At 61.2% G+C, this 23,322-nt stretch carries 13 protein-coding genes; 8 read left to right on the forward strand and 5 right to left on the reverse strand.

The window, feature by feature from the left end; genetic code table 11:
- The first annotated feature begins 277 nt into the window (after positions 1-277).
- The 3 genes from HZB60_02765 to HZB60_02775 all read left to right on the forward strand — a co-directional run bounded on the left by HZB60_02765 (position 278) and on the right by HZB60_02775 (position 6,352).
- Positions 278-2,317, forward strand: coding sequence for an Omp28-related outer membrane protein (locus HZB60_02765; GenBank protein MBI5058688.1), 2,040 nt, complete (start codon positions 278-280; stop codon positions 2,315-2,317).
- A 497-nt stretch (positions 2,318-2,814) separates the two neighbouring features.
- Complete coding sequence (locus tag HZB60_02770) at positions 2,815-4,554, forward strand: T9SS type A sorting domain-containing protein (protein MBI5058689.1); 1,740 nt, start codon at positions 2,815-2,817, stop codon at positions 4,552-4,554.
- Between the two features lie 85 nt (positions 4,555-4,639).
- Positions 4,640-6,352 (forward strand): T9SS type A sorting domain-containing protein, encoded by a 1,713-nt coding sequence (locus tag HZB60_02775; GenBank protein MBI5058690.1) that lies wholly within the window; start codon positions 4,640-4,642, stop codon positions 6,350-6,352.
- Between the two features lie 13 nt (positions 6,353-6,365).
- Here the strand turns inward: HZB60_02775 and HZB60_02780 are convergent, their stop codons facing one another.
- Positions 6,366-6,746: a hypothetical protein gene (locus tag HZB60_02780; GenBank protein ID MBI5058691.1), complete on the reverse strand. Its 381-nt coding sequence runs from the start codon at positions 6,744-6,746 to the stop codon at positions 6,366-6,368.
- Between the two features lie 17 nt (positions 6,747-6,763).
- Complete coding sequence (locus HZB60_02785; GenBank protein ID MBI5058692.1) at positions 6,764-7,006, reverse strand: cytoplasmic protein; 243 nt, start codon at positions 7,004-7,006, stop codon at positions 6,764-6,766.
- A 702-nt stretch (positions 7,007-7,708) separates the two neighbouring features.
- Here HZB60_02785 and HZB60_02790 point away from each other — a divergent pair.
- Positions 7,709-10,621: a hypothetical protein gene (locus HZB60_02790; GenBank protein MBI5058693.1), complete on the forward strand. Its 2,913-nt coding sequence runs from the start codon at positions 7,709-7,711 to the stop codon at positions 10,619-10,621.
- 120 nt (positions 10,622-10,741) lie between these two features.
- Here HZB60_02790 and typA read toward each other — a convergent pair whose 3' ends face one another.
- The 3 genes from typA to HZB60_02805 all read right to left on the reverse strand — a co-directional run bounded on the left by typA (position 10,742) and on the right by HZB60_02805 (position 17,020).
- Entirely contained in the window at positions 10,742-12,571 is a 1,830-nt protein-coding gene (gene typA / locus HZB60_02795; protein MBI5058694.1) for a translational GTPase TypA, read from the reverse strand.
- Positions 12,572-12,736: 165 nt separating this feature from the next.
- The gene (locus HZB60_02800) at positions 12,737-15,742 is read right to left on the reverse strand and encodes a T9SS type A sorting domain-containing protein (protein MBI5058695.1); all 3,006 of its coding nucleotides are present in this window, start codon (positions 15,740-15,742) and stop codon (positions 12,737-12,739) included.
- Positions 15,743-16,048: 306 nt separating this feature from the next.
- The gene (locus HZB60_02805; GenBank protein ID MBI5058696.1) at positions 16,049-17,020 is read right to left on the reverse strand and encodes a hypothetical protein; all 972 of its coding nucleotides are present in this window, start codon (positions 17,018-17,020) and stop codon (positions 16,049-16,051) included.
- A gap of 1,065 nt (positions 17,021-18,085) precedes the next feature.
- Here HZB60_02805 and HZB60_02810 point away from each other — a divergent pair.
- The 4 genes from HZB60_02810 (at position 18,086) to menH (ending at position 23,309) form a co-directional block, all read left to right on the forward strand.
- A complete protein-coding gene (locus HZB60_02810) occupies positions 18,086-19,240 on the forward strand; it encodes a T9SS type A sorting domain-containing protein (GenBank protein MBI5058697.1) in 1,155 nt (384 codons plus the stop codon).
- Between the two features lie 261 nt (positions 19,241-19,501).
- Positions 19,502-20,731, forward strand: a complete 1,230-nt coding sequence (locus HZB60_02815; GenBank protein MBI5058698.1) for an isochorismate synthase — start codon at positions 19,502-19,504, stop codon at positions 20,729-20,731.
- 62 nt (positions 20,732-20,793) lie between these two features.
- Positions 20,794-22,506, forward strand: a complete 1,713-nt coding sequence (menD, locus tag HZB60_02820; GenBank protein ID MBI5058699.1) for a 2-succinyl-5-enolpyruvyl-6-hydroxy-3-cyclohexene-1-carboxylic-acid synthase — start codon at positions 20,794-20,796, stop codon at positions 22,504-22,506.
- Entirely contained in the window at positions 22,503-23,309 is an 807-nt protein-coding gene (gene menH, locus HZB60_02825; protein ID MBI5058700.1) for a 2-succinyl-6-hydroxy-2,4-cyclohexadiene-1-carboxylate synthase, read from the forward strand. The genes menD and menH overlap by 4 nt, the downstream gene beginning before the upstream one ends.
- The last annotated feature ends 13 nt before the right edge of the window (positions 23,310-23,322 follow it).

The following is a 23,322-nucleotide window of genomic DNA, read 5'->3' on the forward strand; positions in this document are numbered from 1 at the left end:
CAATGGAGACGGTGTTCTTCGGGAGAATCTAATTGTGAGGCCGGTCCCGGGTGGCCGGCGGCGGCGAGATGAGTACATGTAAATTAATATAAACAATGTAGTTAGTGTTTTCGTATATTCATGTCGGTGAATTTGGTGGTATTCCGGTTGTGGGATTGGTTTTTGCCGCGTTTTGGGGGCGGAGACTTGCCCTATTTCCGACGGGAGACTATATTTTAGCACTTGAATTGGAGTTAGATTTCAACGGAATAGTGGTCTCTCAACGAAAGGAAACCCCATGAAGTTGGCGCATCGATTTTTCCTTCTGACCGCGCTGGCCACGATGCTGCTGTTTGCGACGGCGGGGGCGGTGCAGCGGACGGTAGTATTCGAGGATTTCACGAACTGGAGCTGTGGGCCGTGTGCGCAGGTCAATCCGGGATTCCGCACGGTGCTGAATTCGATGACGACGGATACGGTAATTGCGATAGCTTACCATGTTTGGTGGCCGGGTGCGAATGACGCGTTCTATCTTTGGAATACGGCGGAGATTTCGTCGCGGGTGAATTACTATGGCGTTAACGCTGTTCCGGCTATTTTCGTGGATGGGGTTACCAGTCCCAATCCGTCGAGCCAGACCGCGATTCGCTCGGCGATTCGTCAGCGGTACGCGATAGCGTCGCCGGCGACGATCGAACTCGGGGCGTTCGTGGCGGGGGAGACCTCGATTGGTTTCAGCGGCACGGTCACGGCGGAATCGGGCATGAATAATTCGACGACCCGCTTGTTCGTCGTGTTGATCACGGAGCATGTTACGTACAGCAGCCCTCCGGGTACCAACGGCGAGACGTTCTTTCCGCATATTTTCCGTGACTTCTGGCCAAGTGCCAGCGGTCAATTGTTCACGCTGGAGGCCGGGGAGACGCTGGACTTTGAGGGAACGCTGAATCGCAACGCGTCCTGGGATCCGGATAGTCTGCGCGTGATGGCATTTATTCAGACGACGAGCAACCGTGAGTTCCTGCAATCGGCGGAGGTGCATGTCGATCAGTATTACGGCGCGCGGATGGAGACGGCGGATGCGCATCAGAGCATTGAGCCGACGAACGCGGAGCAGTCGTACGAATTGACGCTGCAAAGCATCGGATTGAACGAGGATACGTACACGGCGACGTTGAGCGGGGAGTTGCCGGCCGGGTGGACGCGCACGGTGGAAGCCGTCGGCGTGACTCCGAACTCGAATGAGATTGACATCACACTGGACGGTCAGGCCTCGACGACGCTGACGATCCGCGTGAATCCGAACGGCTATCCGGGCAGTGCGGATCTTGAGCTGGCGGTTTCATCGGCGAATATGCCGTCATTGAACCTGCATGACAGCTTCCGGCACATGGCGGGGCTGGAGATTCTGATCGTGGATGACGACGGCGGCGAAACCTATGAGACTTTTTACGAGGAGGGTCTCACCGCCGCGCTTGCCGCGCAGCAGCGTACGCTTCCGTGGGGCGTCTGGAACGTCAACCGCGACGCGCTCGATGCGGCGCTGGATGGCGTGGAACTCGTGATTTGGGGCACGGGCGCGACTCCGAACAATACGTCGCTGTCGGAAGCCGATATCCTGTTGTTGTCGGACTATCTGGATAACGGTGGCAACCTGTTCCTGTTTTCGCAGGGTGCGGGTTTCGACCTTCGTCAGACCACGTTCTACAGCAGCTATCTGCATGCGACGTACACGGGCAACCATGCCTGGCGTGAGATCGAGGGTCTGTCGGGCGATCCGATCGGGGACAACCTGCATTTCTATCTTGGCACGGATCAGGGCGGCGACGGCATTCCGCAATCACGTCAGCACAGTGTGAGCCCGTTGGACGGCATGGCGGCAAGCTCTCTGCTCTATTCCGGTCATACCAACACCGCGGCGCTGCGCGTGGAAACCGGGACATTCAAGGTGTTTTACGCCGGGTTTGGCTTTGAGGGGATCGGCGATGCGGACAGCCGCACGGGCGTGATGGCCCGCGGTCTGGACTGGATCTTCCCGCAGGATGCGGAGAACCCGGGCGATCCGTTCATGCCGCAGGAGTTCGCACTGGGGCAGAACTTCCCGAATCCGTTCAACCCGACGACGGTGATTCCGTTTGCGCTGCCGGTGCGGACGGATGTGCGGCTGTCGGTATTTGACATTCTTGGCCGGGAAGTGGCCGTGCTGGTAAACGGCATGACCGACGCCGGTGTGCATGCGGTGGAGTTCAACGGCGTTGATTTGTCGAGCGGTGTCTATTTCTACCGGCTCGAAACATCGGAATTCCGCGCGACGCACAAGCTGGTGTTGATGAAGTAAACGAACGCGATGTCGCGTTGGGCTGATACGGCAAACAGGGGCACGGCTTGCCGTGCCCCTGTTGTTGTGGTGGCGGCTGTGGAGGAGGATATTTGCCGGCTGCCGACGCACGGGCTCGGCGGCGGGCACCGACCCCATCTAACTTCCCCAGAAGCTGGGGAAGGACCAGAGGCGGATTCCGGCGGGGTCTGGAGACCCCGCTCGGGGAAGGATGCAGATTCCGTCCGGGTGGCGGGAGCGTTTGACCCGGCTCGGTGGAAGAGCGGGGCACTTGGAGACAAGTGCCGCCGCGAGTGATTCCGGCAGGGAAGGAATCCCTGCTCGGCGATCAACTTCTGCAAGGCAAGGTGGCTTTAGAGCCTTGATCGGCAACACAGACAACGGGCTGAAGCTCCGTTGCCCGCCTGCTGCCATTTGGGGACAGCTTCTTGATTCGCACACGGAGCGGGGAGAGTTGCGAGCACCTATATTTTCAACCTGGAGGGGAGGTTCGGAACATGGTGAAGCAGAGTGGCCGAATTGAACCGGGTTATCGCATGCGTCAACTGATCGCCGGATTTCTGATCACAGTTGGACTCCTCGGCATGATCGCCGTGGATAGTTATGCGTGCTGGACCGTGGCGTTGCAGGAGTGCTTTGAGCGGCCGGTGACGCAATGGCCGTGGGTGAATCCGGTGGGCGGCACCGCGCGCTGGCGGAATTGCGCATTGATGGGCGGCCAGATGGTGTGCTGGCCATCGTTGCCGCCGACGCAGCCGTTGCGCTGGGGGATTCAGTCGCAGATGTACGATCAGCGGATTTGCGGGAATGACCAGCAGGCGGCGTGGATCATCGGTCAGCCGACCTCGGAGGATCCGCGCTACGATCCGTATCCACCGAATATTGACACGTACATGATCTACGGACCGGTGAATTTGTCGAGCGTGGTGGCGGCGCATGTGCTCTTTTTCTATTACAATCGCTCGGAGCCTTCGCACGACTCCCTTTACTGGGGCGCGGCCACGGACTTCAATTTGACGCCGGCGAACATGCAGGTTGCGGAGAGCAATTGGGGCCGGATGGTTGGCTTGGATTTTCAGGAGACGACGATGGATCTGTCGAATTTGCGGAACTATTCGACGGGCGATTCGGTGTCGATGATCGGTGAATCCACGGTGTATGTATTCTGGCGGTTCAAGGCGGACGGGAACGCGAATCCGGCGCCGCCGCAGGGGGACATCGGCGCGTTTGTCGATCAGGTGATTTTCGCGTATGATGACGGCGGGATCGACCTGCGCTCCGGGGCGTTGCGTTTGATGCGCACGGACTCCAGCGACTTTCCGGTGGAACCGCAATTGGGGGATAGTGTCTGGGCGAGCTTCGACTGGCAGACCTGCGACGGCGGTGTGGAAGAGTACCCGGACTTTCAGGTGATCGGCACGGTGAACGAGCTGGTGGTGCTCGATACGGTGCTATCGCAGGTGCAGCCGGACACACGGATCACGCTGTACACCGATTTCTGGGTGAATAGCGCGCCGGGCGATTACCACGTGCGGATCAAGCTCGATACGTTAGGTCAGGTCGGCGAGACCAACGAGAACAATAACGCGGCAAACGCGTCGTACTATGTACCGCCGCCGAATCCGGCGCCGGTGTTTACCTGGGTGGATCCGGCGACGGACACGCTGTTCGCGGATTCGATTGCGCTGTTGCGCTGGACTTGTTTTGATCCCGACGAGACGGCGTTGATCTCGATTTACTACGATCAGGATCAGATCGGCTGCATCGGCGTGACGATCCCCGGCGGCTCGAATCGGCCGGAGCTGGATGGTCCGGATTCGCTGGCCTGGGACGTTCACGCGCTGCCGCAGTACCGCACGATGTACGTTTACGCGGTCGTGACGGATGCGCAGAATCAGGCGTGCATTTACGGTCCGTTTCCGGTGACGATCGACCACGTCCGCGCGGCGAATGAGCCGCGCGGCGGCTTGCCGACCGCGCTGACGCTGGGGCGGAACTATCCCAATCCGTTCAATCCGGTCACGACGATTGAGTACAGCATTCCGGTGTCCGGCCCGGTGACGCTGCGGGTGTTTGATATCGCCGGACGCACGGTGGCGACGCTGGTGAATGAGCCGCTGGCGCCGGGAAACTACCGTGTGGAGTTCAACGGTCGCGGGCAGGCCTCCGGGATCTATCTCTATTCGCTGTCCACTCCCGGCGCGACGTTGACGTCCAAGATGGTCTTGCTGAAGTAGGGGCCGGTTCGGTGCACGATAGCACGTTTACACCCATTGCACAACTTGACAGGCACATTTTTTTACCGCGGGGGGAATTCGGAAGATGGCAACTCAGAATCACGGTAGTCGGAGACATTCCGGTGCCGGGCGATTGCTCGCCGGGGCCGTGCTGATTTTCAGTTTGGTCGCGCTGGTGACGGACGAAGCGCGGGCGTGTTGGACCTCGCTGTTGACGGAGTGTTTTTCGCGTCCGGCGACGCAATGGCCGTGGGCCGGACCGGCGGGTTCGGGCGCGCAGTGGCGGCATTCGCCGAATGATCCGATGCTGCACTGGGGGATTCAGGCGCAGTATTACGATCAGCGGATCTGCGCGACGGACCAGCAAGCGGCGTGGATCATCGGGGATCCGACGACGGAGGATCCGCGTTACGACGGCTATGCGCCGAATTTGGACACGTATATGACTTACGGTCCGATCAATTTGTCGAACGTGGTCGCGGCGAATGTCTTGTTCTTTCTGTATTGCCGGTCGGAGCCGTCTCACGATTCGGTCTATTGGGGTGCGGCGACGGCGTCCGGCCTGACCGCCGCCAATATGCAGGTGTCCGGCAGCTTCTATGGCCGGATGCAGAGTATCGACTTTCAGGAATACACGATGGACCTGTCGAATCTGCGGAATTACACGACGCATGATTCGGTGTCGATGATCGGTGAGCCGGCGGTGTTCATCTTCTTCCGGTTCAAGGCGGACGGCAATTCGAATCCACCGCCGCCGACCGGGGACGTTGGCGCGTTTGTTGACGAGGTGATCATCGCGGTGGACGACGGCGGGATCGATTTACGCGCGGGTTCGCTGAACCTATTGCGCCCGGATTCCAGCGATTTTCCGACGACGCCGCAGTTGGGCGACACGGTGTGGGCGAGCTTCGATTGGTCCACCTGTGACGGCGGCGTGCTCGAGTATCCCGAGTTTCGGGTGACGGGCACGGTGACGACGTCCACCCAAACGCTGGTCGTGCTCGATACGGTGATGACGGGAGTGCAGCCGAACACGCGGTATCGGTTCTTCACGAACACGTGGGTGAACGAGACGCCCGACGATTACTGCGTGCGGGTGAAGTTGGACACGCTCGGGGAGGTGGGGGAGACCAGCGAGATCAATAACCAGTCGTACCAGTGCTATTACATTCCGGCGCCGAATCCGGCACCGGTGTTTACGTGGGTAGCGCCCGCGACGGACACGCTATTGGCGGACACGATCGCGATGATCCGCTGGATTTGTACGGATCCCGACGAAATCGCGCACGTGTCCCTGTATTACGATCAGGATCAGTTTGGCTGCGTGGGCGTGAACCTGCCCGGCGGAGTCAATCGCGAGGAGCACGATGGTCCGGATTCGCTGGCGTGGGATGTGCACACGCTGCCGCAGTTCCGCACGCTGTATGTGTTTGCGAATGTGGTTGACGAGCAGAATCAGTTCTGCACGTACGGACCGTATCCGGTGGTGATCGACCATCCCAACGCGGTTGGCGAGCGGCGCGACGGCCTGCCGGCGGAGTTTGCGCTGGAGCAGAACTATCCGAATCCGTTCAATCCATCGACGGAGATCCGTTACAGCGTGGCCGCGGCGGGAGCGGTGAAGTTGCGCGTGTTTGACATCCAGGGCCGGGACGTGGCGACGTTGGTGGACGAGGCCCACGCACCGGGGAACTACCGCGTGCAGTTCGACGGCAGTGCGCTGGCGTCGGGCATCTACCTGTATCAGCTTACGGCTCCGGCGACGACGCTGACGCGGAAGATGGTGTTGATGAAGTAGGGGGGGGAAGACTTCACCCCCCTTGATCCCCCACAAGATGTGGGGGAGATACCGAGAATATGAAAGAGGCGAACCATCGGGTTCGCCTCTTGGCGTCTCTACAGCCCTCGACGCACGCTGGGAACACATGCCGCTGCAGTTCATGCAGGAATTCGGCTGTGATCGGGAGGTGCGTGGAATCGGCCAGCACGGCGGCTTCGCCGCAGTGCGGGCAGAGGGCGGTGATTCCCGCGTGCCATTGCCGGATTTCTTCGGGGAAGAAGACCCGCAGGCAGTGGAAGCAGCCGCAGACGAAGCTGTCGTTCAGATCGTCGCGGTTGAGCGTGGACTCATAGCGCGCGTGACTCACGAGTTCGCGGCCGCGGATGTGGAGGGGTTGGATGTACTCGGCCATGTTGAATGGTCTCCGGTTTAGTGAAGGTTGAACCAATGCTTCCGCATGTCGCAGAGAAAACGGCGACGGATAGGCAGGCCGGCGGCGCCGGGCAGCACGGCGTCGATGCCGCAGCGCGGGCAGAGCGCGGTTTGTCCGCTGTCGCTCCACTTCTGGATTTCGCGTCTGGAGAAGACGGCCAGACAGTGGAAGCAGGCGCACCGGCGGCTGCGATCAAGCCATTCACGGTGGCGCTGGCTGAGGCTGAACGCGGACTTGATGGCGTTTGCGCGCGCTGCCTGTCGGAGGGTGACAAGCAGGTAGTGTCTCATGATAAGGATACACCTGTAATCTTTTCGGTAGTGAGGGTCTTGGCAACAAAAAAGGCGGCCGCAGCCGCCGTGACAGAAATGTCGCGGGGTACTGTGGGGATGGCTTACCTGGAACTCAGGGTACGGCCCGGCCAGCGGGCATCGACGGCTCGCGTCGGCCGGCATAGTGTCGTTGGATTCAGCATTCTGATCAGTCTGATTTTCATTTTGCTCGAAAAAGGCTCCCGGTTTTGGATTTGAACTCGCGCGATGGTGGATTGGTTCCCGGAGCTAATATAGAAAAGGAAGTGTGATTGTCAACACATACTCGACTCACATTCGCATGGCGGCCGACTTCATCGATGATCGCGCCCGCCAAATTCTTGCGCCGAGTCACCTCCGGCCGGACGCTTGCGGCAACTCGGTGCAGACTGCCACACGTGTGAAACGGTCTTCGCTGCCTCTCGACTGGGACGAAAAAGTCCCGCTCGCCTGTCGTGAAGATGCTGTAACATATGCTATAACAAATATTTGACGTGCGGGCATCCCCGTGTGACCGCTTCTTAAATTGCGGGCAGAGTAGGCCCCGCCACTCGGATTCTGAGCGGATGGAGGTCTGACCTTATCAAACCTGCCGCACTGCGCGGCGAACAAATGGTAAAGGAGAGCCCGATGAAGCACTCACTCAGTGCCGGAATGTTGCTGTGCCTGATGTTTAGCCTTGGCTTCGGCCAGCCCTACACACCTGATGCGAACACCATTGCCCTCATTCATGCCGACGAGATGAGCGGCGTCACCGCCTATGATGCCACGCCGAACCATCTCGATGGCACGCTGGGCGGGAGCACCAGTTGGTCCACAGGGATGTTCGGCGGTGGGTTTCACTTCGCGCCCGCGGCGAACTGCGAGATTGCTCTCGATGGGAGTACGTCGTATGTTGAGATGGCGGATCGTCCGAGCCTGAACTTTGGCAGCGGGGATTTCACGCTGGAGTGCATGATCAGAATGGACAATACAGGTGGACTCTATGATCTGCCGGTGCTGTTCAAGTCACAGAGTTCGACCATCGGGGGCTACGGGCTGCAGATCATGATTGGAGGATACCCGCAGTTCTTCGGCAGTCACAACAGTGTCGAGTGGCACGTGACGGCGACGACGCCGCTCACAACCGGGTCGTGGCATCACATCGCAGGAGTACGGTCGGGCAACGACTACTTCCTGTACGTGGACGGCGTGCCGGGAGGAAGCAGTCATTTGGTGGTCGGGAGCACGGATAACAATCAGCCCCTTCATCTCGGCTACTGGCCGCATGGGATTCCTGCGCGATACTTCCCCGGTGATTTGGACGAAGCGCGAGTGTGGAGCGTGGCGCGGAGCGCCGGAGAGATCGCGGCGGACGCATTTCTCGCTTTGACGGGAAATGAGGGCGGGTTGGTCGGGTTGTGGGACTTCGACGATTGCTCGGGGACGACGGTGCCGGATCGGTCCACCGCCGGGAATCACGGAAGCTTGCACGGGAGTTACTCCTACGAGCCAGCCTCGTGGGGTCCGTCCTCCGCCGGAATTGCCTACGTTGACATGGGCAGTTCCGCGCTCCTGAAACCGTCACAGCTCACCGTAGAATGTTGGGCCAAGGCGGACTCGATTCGCCCGAGCACGATGTTGATCGTCACGAGCGCCAAGGATTACCAGGGCTATCGCCTGTACCTAGCTGACGGCGGCAAACCCGCGTTCGACTGTCAGAGTGGCGGCTCAAACATCGCGATGTCGCCTGATGCGATTCTCCCGGGTGAATGGCATCACTTGGCGGGCACGTTCGACGGCAGTACGGTACGCGTCTATGTTGACGGGGCGTTGAAGGCCAGCACGGCCGGTAGTCTGTCCGCAGCGACGTACCCGCTGTTTGTCGGCGCAGATGTTACGCCGCCGTTCGCTTCCGATCCGTTTCGCGGGGACGTGGATGAGATTCGTCTCTCGGACGTGGCGCGGGCTGCGTTTATCGAGACGCTCACGGTGGTCGGTCCCGGCTTTGGTGACGAATGGCGAATCACGCAACCGGATGCCTCGTGCGTACAATGGGCATACTCAAATCCGGGCGGGACGCTCAGAATCGACCTCCTTCAAGATAACTCGTTCGTGATGAATATCGCGGACAACGTCAACACGACGGATTCGGTATTCTGTTGGACGGCACCGTACTCGCTGGCGCCAGGCTCCGGTTACCAGATCTACATCGAGAGCAACACGAATTCGGCCGTAAACGACCTCGGCGATCCGTTCGTGATTCTTCCGTGCGGCGGCCTGCTTGGGTCGGATGCCAACACGCTTTGCTACTACGATTTCAACGAGTGCGAGGGAACCATCGCTCACGATGGGTCAGGAAACGGCTTTGACTTGGCGTTGCAGGACGGGGCAGCATGGACGCCGCATTTCACATGCGGATGTGCCGCGGACCTGAGTGCCGCCACGGCAAAGTTGAGCTCGCCGCACATTGTGGGCAACGGGTTGAATCAGTTCACGGGCGAGGCTTGGATCTATGCCACGGAGATTCAGTCCGGCACGCACCACACCATTATCTCCCGCTACAGTTACTACACATCGAATCCGGCCTACATCTTCGAGCTGCAGGGTAACGGCGCGCTGGCGGCGAATGTTTACACGACAACGGGCCAGGCGGCGGCCTATACCGACTCCGGTTTGATCCAGACCGATCAATGGTATCACGTTGCGTTCGCCTGGACGAGCGGCGGCCATGTTCGCGTGTTTGTGGATAGTCTGCTCGCCGGCAGCAGTCTCGCGACGTTGGACGGTGCGATCAACAACTCGGTGGACCCGCTCACAGTGGGCTGGTACCACGACACGAGTTACGGGAACTTCTACTTCCAGGGATATGTGGACGAAGTGCGACTCTCGAATGTGAATCGTTATGGTCCGACCCTGGCCGTAGTTGGCCCCGGCTTTGGCGACGAATGGCGAATCGGGCAATATGGCGCGGGTGTGGAGTGGACGTCGGCGCGGTTGGATAGCTGCATCAAGATTGATCTCTATCGCAACGGGAGTTTTGTGACAAATATTTCGAATGCCGTGCCGGTTGAACAGGACACCCTGAGCTGGGATGTGCCGTGTGACATTGAGCTGGGCGGCGGTTACCAGATTTACGTGGAGAGCTGCATTGATGCAACGATCAACGATCTTGGCAATCCGTTCCTGATTCGGGAGCCGTATCCGGCTGACGCGGTCGATGATTTGGTGATTCAGCAGTCGTATCCGAATGCGCTGCTCAACTGGTCACCGGTTGCGACGGACACGCTCGGCAATCCGCTGTGTCCGCATCTCTACCTGATCTACTTTGAGAGCAGGTTCAACGAGACGGAAGACTTCCTCGCCTGGACGACCGACACGAGTTATGTTCACTCCGGTGTCATGCAGTTCAGTCCGGCGATGTACTACTCGGTGGAAGTGTTCATTGGTACGGTCGCTACGGTCGCGGGCGCCCAGCGAGATTTGGGTCCGCACTTCAGCCGGGCCGAGTTCCACCACTATGCTGAGAAGCAGACCGGAACGCAGCTTCCTTCAATGAGGTAGGACGGCGAGCCTGGACTGGACGCGGAATCACTGCGGCAGACCCGCGGTATTGGCCCAAGTGAAGAAACGGCGGGCAGCGCGATGCTGTCCGCCGTTGCCAAAACGGGAGCCATCGCGATACTACACCTTGGCGACGCCGGCTTTTTCCTGGCGTTTGCGCTCTTCGGCGTTGAGATAGATCTTGCGCAGGCGGATGGACTGGGGAGTGACCTCGACCAGCTCATCTTCATTGATGAAACCGACGGCGTCCTCCAGCGACATCAGGCGCGGTGGGGTGAGTTGATAGGCATCATCCGAGCCGGACGCGCGCATATTGGTCAGCTTTTTCTCGCGCACGATATTGACGACCAGATCGACATCGCGGGCGTTTTCGCCGACGACCATGCCTTCGTAAACATGCACGCCGGGCGCGACGAACAGTTCGCCGCGGTCGCGCAGTCCGTCCAGCGCATAGCCGGTGACCCGGCCTTCGCGATCGGCGACCAGCACCCCCGTCGGGCGGTGGCTGATCTCGCCTTCCAGCGGACGATAGCCGGCCGACATGCTGTTCATAATGACGGTGCCGCGCGTACTGGTGAGCAGAATCGGCCGCACGCCGATCAGGCCGCGCATCGGAATTTCGAAGGTCATCCGCACCCAGCCCGTCGCGTGATTGCTCATGCGCGTCATGCGGCCGCGGCGGATGCCCAGCGTTCCGGTGACGACGCCGACAAATTCTTCCGGGACGTCAACCAGCAGCGACTCGTACGGCTCCATGAGCTGGCCGGCTTCGCGTTTGAACAGCACGCGCGGTTTGCCGACGCACATCTCGAAGCCTTCGCGCCGCATCATCTCGATCAGGATCGCCATCTGCAATTCACCGCGGCCGTAAACGCGGAAGGCATCGGTCGTATCGCTGTCTTCGACGCGCAGGGCGGGATTGGCGCGCAGCTCTTTTTGGAGCCGGTCGCGAATCTGCCGCGAGGTCACGAACTTGCCTTCGCGTCCGGCGAACGGAGAATTGTTCACGGTGAAGGTCATCTCGAGCGTCGGCTCGTCGATCTTCAGCGGCGGCAGCGGTCGCGGATCATCGAGGGCGGTAACGGTGTCGCCGATAAAGAGCTCTTCGATTCCGGCCAGCGCCACGATTTCGCCGGGCCCCGCGTCCTGAATCTGCATGCGGGCGAGACCATCGAAGCCGTAGAGCTGCGTGATCTTGACGGGCACGTGTTCCCCGGAGGCCTTGACATGCATGGCCTGATCGCCGACCTTGATCCGTCCATGCGAGATGCGGCCGATGCCGATGCGGCCGACGTAGTCGCTGTAGTCCAGAGTCGTGATCTGCAATTGCAGCGAATGTCCGGGATCGTGCTGCGGCGGCGGCACGCGTTCAAAGATCAGGTCGAACAGCGGCCGCAGGTCCTCGCCGGGAATCTTCAGGTCCAGCGTGGCCGTTCCGGCGCGTGCATTGGTGTAGATCACGGGGAAATGGCACTGCTCTTCACTCGCATCGAGGTCGAGGAACAGTTCGAGGACCTCGTCGAGGACTTCGCTGATGCGCGCATCGGGGCGATCGATCTTGTTGATGACGACGATGGGCGCGAGTCCGTTGTCCAGCGCATTGGAGAGCACGTAGCGGGTTTGCGGCAGCGGTCCTTCGGAGGCATCGACGAGCAAGAGACAGCCATCCACCATTTTCAAGATGCGCTGCACCTGACCGCCGAAATCGGCGTGGCCCGGCGTATCGAGAATGTTGATCAGGTTATTCTGCCAGTGCACGGCGGTGTTCTTGGCGAGAATGGTAATGCCCTTCTCGCGTTCGAGATCGAGCTTGTCGAGCACGCGCTCTTGAACCTGTTGATTTTCGCGGAAGACGCCCGCTTGATGGAGCATTGCGTCAACGAGCGTGGTCTTACCGTGGTCAACGTGGGCGATGATGGCGATGTTACGTAAGTCGTTTCTGGACTGCATTTAGCTCTGGGATTGTGACTATGAAGAACCCTCAATATACGGATTTCTGGTCAGAATTCCAAACTCGCGCGGTTGGCCATGAGGTCGTACTATGAAGGCGGGCGGCCCGATGGGTCGCCCGCGATAGAAATAGTCCTGCTTTCTCGCGGGTGCCGGGAAGCCATATTATCGCAGCAACACCATCTTCTTCGTCGCGGTGAAGCCCGCGGTTTCGAGGCGGTAGAAATAGATCCCCGAAGCCAGGGCGGCGGCATCGAACAGCACGGTGTACTCGCCCGCGACAACTTGTCGATCGACCAGCGTGGCAACTTCGCGGCCCAACAGATCGAAGACGCGCAGCGTGACGTCCGTTGCCCGCGGCACCGTGAAGCGGATCTCGGTGACGGGATTGAACGGGTTCGGATAATTCTGCGCCAGCGTGTACCGCGCGGGAGCATGGACAGCCGGATGATCCGCGGCATCCACATAACCGTCGTAGATCCGTTGGACGTACGCGCTCATTACGGTGTCAACAGATCCAGCGGAGCGATACTCGTAGCTCGTGAGGATGAAGCCGCCCACTCCGTCCGATGTCGGAGGATTGTAGAACGGCATTTCACCCGCGAGGCCGAGATCACCACCCTGCCGTGGAGTCCACCATGGATCAGTGACTTGGCCATTCCCGCCGATGTGAGTCCCGCGATAGGATGTGTGAAACATGTAGTCATCATACGCCCACGTGACCAGCACATCATTGCTGATCCCGGCGACAATGTCGACGCGCGAATAGCGTGGTAGTGCGGGTGCCAGTAGCTGACCCGCCTCCGGCCACACACGCTCACCCGGCGGAGTTACGCGTTGAGCCCAAACGCTGAGCACCGTATCGCCGGGCAGGCTATCGGACCAAGCTACAAACAGATCACCCCCCGCAAGCAGCACCCCTGACGCCAAACTCTGATCTCGCGGTTCCGAGCAGACGGCCAACCCCGAGTCGCCCCACAGGCGCTCTCCGTTCGCATCGATGTGCTGCGTGAAGATATCCTGTCCAGCCTGACCCGTTCCTTGTGCAACCACGTAGATTCCCCCCGCGCCGTCACCGAAAGACCCGATGTACCTCGGCAGAACGGCCGGGAACAGAGCGGTCTGCCAGATCGTCGTGCCCGCATCGTCATAACATGTGACGGAGTAGCCGGTGGAGCGACTGCCGTGTCCAAGGATGATCCGTTCCGGCGTGGACAAAATCGGTACGCCCCAAAGCTCTTCCGGCAGCGTCAGCGTTGGCCGCAGCAATTCGCATTGTGCATTGACGTGAGCAAGTCTGCGAGTCGCGGTGTGATGTACGTCATCCCGTCGCCACCAAACGATGTGACATCCACCCGCTCCATCCGAAACACACCTGACCGAGGTCAGGTTGCCATCCTGAATTCCATCGAGCACTATGCCGTTTGGGCCGCCGATCACGTTCAGAGTCGCGCTCACATGGACCACGCTTACATCGACGAGCAGCGGTGACCCTGGGTTGAACCACCACGTTGTCCACGCGGCAAAGAACCCCCCGTTTCCATCCGCGCACGCGTCAAAGTAGTCCACCCAGCGCGGCTCAGCATCCGGCAGCAGGTCGAGGCCGCTCGGTCCGAACTCACGATTCCCCAAAGTGTCAAAGATCTGAATCTGCAAGTATGGCGTCATCGTCACAAAGCGATTGGGGCTTAGTCGAGTGAGCCAGGAGTAGTCGCCGGTCCACGGGGACGCGCTCGCCAACGTATCAACGTGATCGGGTGACGCGGTTCCGTCGAGCGTGCTGACGAGATGGGAGACTAAGACGCGAGCATTGCCCCATCCGGCCTCGTGAATGAGATGCAGCCAGTCATCGTCGCCCCAGTGAATCTGAAACGTGCCGTATTGTGGATCGGTTAGCACTTGCACGCCGCCCTCACCGCCCCAGATGAAGTTTCCGGCCGCGTCTATCCGGGCAGCGCGGAGGCTGTTGCCGACCAACCAATTCACGATAGCGCCACCGTAGCGGTCTGAGACAATCGGTGGGCCAGAACCGTCTAAGTCCCTCGCGATGGTCACCGGTAATCCGTGTTCCGACCAACGTATCGTACCGTCGTCCGCCAGCTTCTGGACGAACAGCGTTTCCGGATCCTGGTAGTTGTGATAATCGCGCCAAGTCAACAGCATTCCATCTTCAATCCCGGCATGCTGGCTTGCGCATGTCCCCGTTAGTGAAGCGGTTCCCGGAACACCAGAGATTGTGACGCCCCCGACCGGCCACATCGCTTCGCCCCACGCATCGAGCCGCTGCGCGAAAATGTCGCCGTGGGAATCATTCCGGTCATCCCCGAACACGACGTAGGCCCCCGCCTCGACCGGGTGGATTGCCATTGCCCATTGGCTGCTGTCTCCGGGTGCGACATGGACCCCGCCCGTGCCGTTACCCCATTGAAGCACCCCGTTTGGCAATATCTTCGACGCGTACACGCGGTACTGGTACGCCGGACCCTGCGTCCAGACGAGATAGAGAGTGCCGCCGGCGTCCGCTGCCGCACTCAGTCCCACCACGTTGGAATCCGGATCGACGATGACCGGAGGTACCAACCACACCAGTTCGCCGTTGGCAGAAACGCGCCTCGCGTTCACGGCGACTCCGTCATCGTCACCTCGCCACGCCAACAGGGCACCGCCACTTCCGTCATCACTAATGAAGACGTCCGGGAATGATTCGTCAAGATCTTGTGTGACTAACAGCCCGTGAAAGTCGGCAACCGGCCACTGCGGCTCACCGTGCGCATCGAGCTTCTGTAACCGTAGCGCGTATTCCCATCCCACCGTCCGTTCTTCGTAGGCAAAGAGCCAGCCGTCCGCCGTCGGTGCGATGATCTGAATATCACCGTACGGACTGTAACCGTATTCCAAGGCTGCCCGCGTCAACAAAACGCGCCCGGAGTCTGCCCAGGCGCGCGTACCATCCGCGTGAATCAACTGTCCCTTCCAGATATCCCGATCCGTGTGCGACTCCCGCCAGACGCACAGCTCATCTCCCGCGCTGTTACTCGCGCAGGTCGCGCCCGACTGAATATTGTATCCATCCCCCCAGCACACCCCGTGCTCGCCCAATTGCCGTGGGTCAGCCCAAGTCAGGCTGATGAGGGAAACGACCGCCACCGCTACTTGCCAGAAGTGTCTCATATTGAACACTTCGCTCGTTAGTTCTCCGGCACAGAAGACACCATCCGCAAGATAGTTGCGCTGGCCGGGAATTGCAAGGGTTGTGGCGCTCGCGTGTGCTGAATCGGCGGGGTGCATTGCCAACAATGTACAAGTCGGGAGATGCGGTTGTCAACTGGCTGCCTCCTGGCCGCCGCTGAAAATACGGGGTGAGGTAACGAGATCGGGCAAGTCCAGCTTCAGGAGACGTGCCACCGCCGCGTATGAGCCGCACAGGCTCCCCGCGGGAGCCTGCGCCAAGTTATACACGCGAGTTTGCGCGCGCGTCTACGCGCTGCCGCCGTTGACGAGCTCGGCGAGCTGCTTGACCGAGGCGTGCATGTGCTCTGCTTGTCCGCTGAGTTCCTCGGCGGCGGAGGCGCTCTCTTCGGCGGTGGAGGCGTTATGCTGTGTGACCGTGTTCATCTGATGGATCGCGATGCTGATCTGCTCGACGCCTTTCGACTGTTCATCGGATGCTGCTGCGATCTCTCGCACCAGACTGGAGACCTTTTGCGAGGCGTTCATCACGTCATCCAGTGAGCCTTTGAGTTGGCTGACCATATCGACTCCACCGGCCACGCGCTGAATCGTGTCTTCAATGAGCGAGCTGGTGTTCTTGGCGGCCTCGGCGCTGCGCATCGCGAGATTTCGGACTTCTTCGGCGACGACGGCGAAGCCTTTTCCGGCTTCACCGGCGCGGGCCGCTTCAACAGCGGCATTCAGCGCCAGCAGGTTGGTTTGGAAGGCGATCTCGTCGATGGTTTTGACGATCTTGGAAGTTTGATCCGAGGCGGACTTGATGTCGCGCATGGAATTGTCCATGGTGTGTGCGCCCTGGGAAGCTCGTTGGACGAGATCCTGCGACTCGTTAACGATCACGGTGGCGGTGGCGAGATTCTGCGCGTTATGACGACTCATGGCGGCCATCTCTTCGAGGCTGGCGCTGGACTGCTGGATGGCGGCGGCGGATTCGTTTGCCCCTCCGGCGAGGGACTGGCTGGCGGCGGAGACTTCGGCGGCGGCGGCGGCCACTTGGTCGGCGCCTCGGTTCAACAATGCGGTCAGCCGGTTGATGGGAGTATCGACGGACTTGGAAATGGCGAGCACGAATGCCGCGGCGCAGGCGAGCAGACCGAGCAGAATCACCAGTCCCGCTTTGCTGGTCGTCGCCGCGAGCTCGGCGTCCGCTGCGGTCAAGGATTGGACGACCTCGAAGGCCCCGTGGATTTCGCCGACCTTCCAATTTTCCATTTTCATACCCGTTCCGTCGAGGCCCTGGCTGTTGCCCCAAACGGTCTCGGAGGTAGCGGGGTCGCCGTGACAGAGCATGCAGGTCTCGGTCAGTTTGACGGGCCGGAAGTAACGTACGGCGTTCTTTTGTTTGTCGATCTCGTAGTACTCGCTGAGTTTCCGGGTTTCCATTTCCTTGAGCGCGCGCAGCTCGAGTTCATCGGGCTGGTTACCGGGATTTCGGGGCTGTATTTTGGGTACGCGGAACTCGTAGTCTCCCTCTTTTGCCTTGCGCGAAGCGGCCTGCCAGGCGGAGACGACAGGTACGGCTTTCAGCACCTTATCCAACTGCCCGGCCTCCGACCATTGGCGCAGTTCAGCGGCGGTAAACAACCCGGCCTCCCATTTGTCTTCCATCTCTTGCCGGGTGGACTCAGCGGTGAGGCAGATCGCGCGCGCTTTTCCAAGATAGGCCGAGACGGTCTGCTTGCGGGAGTGTGAGTGGAAGATCAGCAGCATGGCGCTGGCCAGTACGGCTGGAAGCGCGATGCCGATGAATGCGATTTTGAAGCGCAGGGATCGGTTGGATACGAAAGACATTTGACAACCTCATGTTGGGGAGTTGAGTCGGGCGTTGTGAAGCGGGATTCGGCGAGGAGCACGGCGGGCATGTTGCTCATCGTCATCTATTTCCTTCCAATGCACGGATCTAATTCTCCCGTCCAGCAATTCTTGTTCCACGAGTCCCTGGTGCGGTTCACAGGCGGAAACCGTTGCCCGGCATCGACATTCAGTCCTGAACCGGCCACGGTGCACTTGCCACCTTGGGCATGGGCGACGTTTGCCACGCGGCATCGATGCCTCCTCTATTCTCGGAAGCGCGGTGTCGCGATGTATGCGAGTGACGATGACAAGTGCCGAATGCGCGGCATTGCAACAGCTTCTCGGAATTCGGTGGACGGAACTGCGCAACCGGGGTCTATGTCGATTCGTGTAACAAATACGATAGGGAACGATTCATCGGACTCATACCGGTGCAAAATCCAGTTCTCGTGCCGGTCGAGTCCACCACGAACAGCCAAGGAGGCAGCCATGAGACGGTCCAGTCTTGTTTGCGCGCTGCTGGTTCTGTTCACTCTTGCCGCAGTTGCATCAGGCTCAGGGATTGAGCGCGACATCGTGAAGGTCCAGCCGCTGCTCACATTAATCTCGCCCAATGGTGGCGAGATTTTCTCTATTGGAAAGCCGATTGAGATTCACTGGGGACTCGGTTGTCCGGCGCCGGCCTGTACCGAGATTTGGCTTTCCACGGACGGTGGACTCAGCTATCCGATCCTGCTGAACAAACTGACCAAGCCCACCGACGAGGGAGCGGATCGCGGGCTTGACGGATATACTTCATGCTGCTGGGTCTGGCCTGCCGCGGATGTACGCGGCGATCACTTGCGGATCAAGGTGCGCGGCGTGTCGCCGCTCACGGTGCTGATGGAAGACATGAGTGACAAGGACTTTGTGATTCTGCCGAAGCGCGACGACTTAGGCGCGCTGGCGCCGGCGCCGCGATGTGCCGTTGACGGCGAGCATCCGCACGTCTGGGCACCGGGCTGGTACCCGGCCTCACCGTCCGGTTTGGAGCCGGGGGAGCCTCCGCCGCAGCACGTCGTTTTGCTGAGTCCGAACGGGTGTGAGGTGTACGATTTTGGCGCGCCGGTGGAGATTACGTGGCTCTCGAAAATCGCCCTGCACGCCTGCCTCGAGATCACGCTCTCGACGGACGGCGGAAAGAGCTTTCCGATCTTCCTAACGCATCTGGATTGGCCGGTGAAACAGACATCGTGGACCTGGAACAACCACCAGTACTTCGGATCCAACCTGAAGATCATGTTGACCTATTATTGCGAGAAGTTCGTCTGCCCGGATATGTCGGATATGTGCTTTACGATTCGTGATCCGGGGACGGGCGACGGGCCGCCGACGTCCTTGCAGCGCGCGCCGGGATTGGTGCCCGCTCCGAATCCGTTCAATGCGATGACCCGGATTTCGTATGCGGTAGCTTCGCCCGGAACCGTGAACATGACGATCCATGACCTTGGCGGGCGGGTGATAGCCGAACTGCTGAACGGTTGGCAGGATGCCGGCGAGCATGCGGTTTCGTTCAATGCGGCAGGCCTGGCCAGCGGCACGTATTTTTGCCGGCTGACGACGCCGGGTAACGTCACGACGACGCGGCTGGAGTTGCTGAAGTGAGGCTTTCGACGACAAGGTCCCGGCTCACCGTGCGACCGACAGGGGTCAGGTGTGAGAAGGTCGCGCTTTCGGGCGCGGCCTTCTTTCCACGGGGGGAGTTCGACGGTGGAGTCTTGACCACAAACTGCTGTATATTATATTATTAGCAGGTATCTGTGACCCCAACCAAAGGCTACGGTGGCAGACATTGCAGCGTAGCCAAAAAATTCGTAAACTACTATGTTTGCTAAATTGCTCAATCGCCGCACGCAACCCTCCCCAGTGCCGACCACCCACCCTGCCTCACTGATAACTGTTGACCAATTCGTCTGCCCGTCGCCGTGGCAGCTGTTGCCGCGCACGGGAGAGTTCTGGGCCTGGCGTAGTTGTGGATCACCGGCGACCTGGATCGCCCTTGGCAGCGCGAAGTCCACGACGTCTCTGGGGCTGTGCCGCGAGTGGCTGAAGCAGCTTCCGTTGCGCACGCTGCCGTTTTCGCCGCGTTGTTTCGGCGCGGTGGCGTTTGACGATCGCGCCGAAATGCAGGACGAATGGTCGGGATTTGCGGTCCGGAAGTTCGTGCTCCCGCGCACGCTGATTCGCTGGATTTCCGGCACGGCCACGGCCGTACACCTTGGCGATCCGGTTGCGCTGGAGCCGGTTCCCGAGTCCCGCCCGGCGGCTCCGCCGCGGCTGGCATCGGAGCAGGCGAGTTTCGCGCTGCCGAATTGGCGGCGCGCGGTCGGGGCAGCATTGGCGGAATTTGAGCAGGGTGAGCTCGACAAGGTGGTGATCGCGGAGCGCGTGCGGCTCGCACTGTCCGGCGTCGTCGAACTACGGGATGTGCTTGGCGTCCTCGGCAACGTCGAGGATTGTGCGCTCTTCGCCTGTCGCGACACGGCCAGTGGGATATTTCTCGGCGCGTCACCGGAGCGCTTGTTCCGCATGCAGGGACGTGAGCTCGAAGTGGACAGTCTGGCCGGAACGCGACCGCGCGGGGCGACGGTCAGTGACGACGATCGGCTCGCGCTGGAGCTTGAGCGCTCGGCGAAGGAGCGCCGCGAGCAGGCCTGCGTCACGGAGTTTTTGCGCGCACAACTTGCGGACGTGTGCGAGCAAGTCCACGAGGACACGGCCGCAGCGGTCCGGCGTTTGGCCAACGTTCAACACTTGCAGACGCGCCTGCGCGGCGTCCTTCGCGCGGAGGTTACACCGGATCAACTCCTGCGACTGCTGCATCCGACGCCGGCGGTCTGCGGCAATCCGGTTGCGCCGGCCCGGGAATGGATTCGCTCGCACGAGCCGCACGCGCGCGGCCTTTACGCCGGAGCGGTAGGTTGGATTGACGTCCAGGACGCGGAGTTCATGGTGGCGATTCGCTCCGGGCTGTTGCGGGACCATCACGCCTATCTCTATGCCGGAGCGGGAATCGTTCCGGGCTCGCGGGCCGAAGCGGAGTACGCGGAGTGCGGCTGGAAGATGGCCGGCATGCGCAGCGCGCTCGGCGTGTGATCGAGTTTCATCGGACTACCGTGCGGTTCTCAGCGACTTAGCGACTCCAGAGCAACACATTTTTGTATCCGAATCCGAATTACGCGCTGGCCGCAACTCTGCTCGCGCAGCTTCAGCACTGCGGTTGCCGGCGCGTCGTGATCTCGCCCGGCTCGCGCTCGACTCCGCTCGCGCATACGGCGCTGGAGCTATCCGGGTTTCAAACGTATGTGCTGACGGACGAACGCAGCGCCGCCTATTTTGCGCTGGGGTTGTCGCGGGCCGAGCGGACGCCCGCGATCCTGATCTGCACGTCGGGTACGGCGGCGGCCAACTATTTTCCGGCGGTGATCGAAGCGGCACAAGGCATGGTGCCGCTTTTGATGCTGACGGCGGATCGCCCACCGACGCTGCGACACCGCGGGGCGCCGCAGACCATCGATCAGGTCGAACTCTACGGGCGCTATCCGCGTTTTTTTGGCGAAACCCCGTCGGCCACGGAGGCGAACATGGTCGAACGCGTGCGTGCCCTGGCGTTGCGGGCCTATCTGGCGGCGGTCGCGCAGCCGGGCGGTCCCGCGCATTTGAACGTACCGTTCGACGAGCCGCTTGCTCCGGTCGCGTCGTCCGCGGCGAACGCCGCCTTCGCCGCCGCGACTCCGCTGGATCCGGCCGTCCGGCCTCCGCCGCGGTTTGAACTTCGCGCGGCAACGCTGCAAATCGTTCGCGACTCGCAGTGCGGACTGATCGTTGCCGGGCCGGGGGCGGCGGGGGATGAACGCGCCGCCCATGCGCTGCACTTTCAGGCGCGGCAGCTCGGCTGGCCGATCTTCGCGGATGTGCTCTCCGGGCTTCGCTTTGCGGGAGACCCGGTCATTCCGTGTTATGACATTCTGCTGCGGAACGCGGAGCTGAGCACGCTGTCGCCCGACGTCGTGCTTGCGTTCGGCGCGCATCCGACCTCGAAAGTTCTGAATCAATGGCTGGATGCTCAGCGTGAGGCGTACACCCTGCGCGTGCAGCCGCACGGGCTGGTTCAGGATCCCACGCACCGGGCCACGGAGACAATCGTGGCCGAATGCGAAGAGTTCTGCGCAGCACTCACGGCGGGCGTGACCGCCGCGCGCGATTCGTGGTTGCTGGAGCCGTTTCAGCGGGGCACGGGAGCATTAAACAGCCTGCTTTCGGCCTGGAATCCGGACGACGACGCGGCCGCGGAGCTGGCGTATGTCTTTGCCGCGCTGCGGAGTCTGGCCCCGGACACGCGCGTGATCCTTGCGAATAGCATGAGCATTCGCTACGCAGACGCGATCGCCGGGCAGTCCGGCACCCGCTTGCAGGCGTACGGCTTGCGCGGGGCGAACGGGATCGATGGCACGCTCTCGCACGCCGCGGGCATCGCGGCGGCGGCAACGACCGCCGCTGTGCTCTTTACCGGCGATCTGGCGTTCCTGCATGATCTGACCGGCCTGATGGCGGCGCGGCGGTTCGCGGGAAACCTGAGTGTCGTGTTGTTCAACAATGACGGCGGGGGGATCTTTCATTTTCTGCCGGTGCACGAAACGGGTCGTCACTTCGAGACACTTCACGGCACGCCGCACGGGCTGCATCTGCGCGCTGCCGCGGGACTATTCGATCTGGATTGGGAGTTCGCGGCCTCACCGTCGGAACTGGCGGCGCGATTGCAGACTCCCGCGCGGCGCGCGCGCGTGCTGGAAGTGCGGACCAACCGCGATGCAAATTACGCAGCGCAGCAGCGGCTGATGGCGCGCTTCGCGGCGGCGGCGGCGACATGAACGTGCCGGCCGCCGATGTCGAGTGGCATGTCGAGACGGTCGGTGATCCGGCGGCTCCGGCCCTGCTGCTCCTGCACGGTTTCGCAGGTTCGCATCGCACCTGGCTGCCGGTCGCGGCGGAGCTTGCCCGGGACCGCTATCTGATCATGCCGGATCTGCCGGGGCATGGCGCGACGCCGGTCTGTGACGCGCTCGGCTTGAACGAGCTGGCTGACGCGCTGGCCAGACTGTGCCGCGCAGTAACGAAGTCTGCACTATCGCTCTGCGGTTACAGCATGGGCGGTCGGATCGCGCTGCATCTGTTGCTTCGGCATCCGGCGGCGATCAGATCGTCCGTCCTGCTTGGAGCGTCGCCGGGGATTCCAAATCCAGCTGAGCGTTCCGCACGCCGCGCGCGGGACGATGCGCTCGCGGAGCGGATTCTCTCGCAACCCCTCGCGTGGTTTGTCAACTACTGGGAGCGGCAACCGATCTTCGCCTCGCAGCACGCACTGGCTCTCGCGGATCGGACCGCCCTTCGCGCCGAGCGACTGGCCTGCAATCGTGACGGCCTGGCCGCGGCGTTGCGCCAGTGGGGCACCGGCGTGCAGGAGGACCTGCTGCCCGCGCTGAATCAGTCGCGGTCCCCCGTGCTGTTGGTGGCGGGCGAACACGATCAGAAGTTTCGCGCGTCGAACGTGCGGCTGGAATCCGTGCTGCCGCAGGCGCGCCTCGCGATCATTCCCGGCGCCGGACACGCCGCGCACCTCGAGCAGCCCGCGGCATTCGGCAATTCCGTGCGGGCGTTCTTGTCTGGTTTCTAATGTCTCATTTCCA

Source organism: candidate division KSB1 bacterium (assembly GCA_016214895.1).
In the GTDB taxonomy this organism is placed as follows: domain Bacteria; phylum Electryoneota; class RPQS01; order RPQS01; family RPQS01; genus JACRMR01.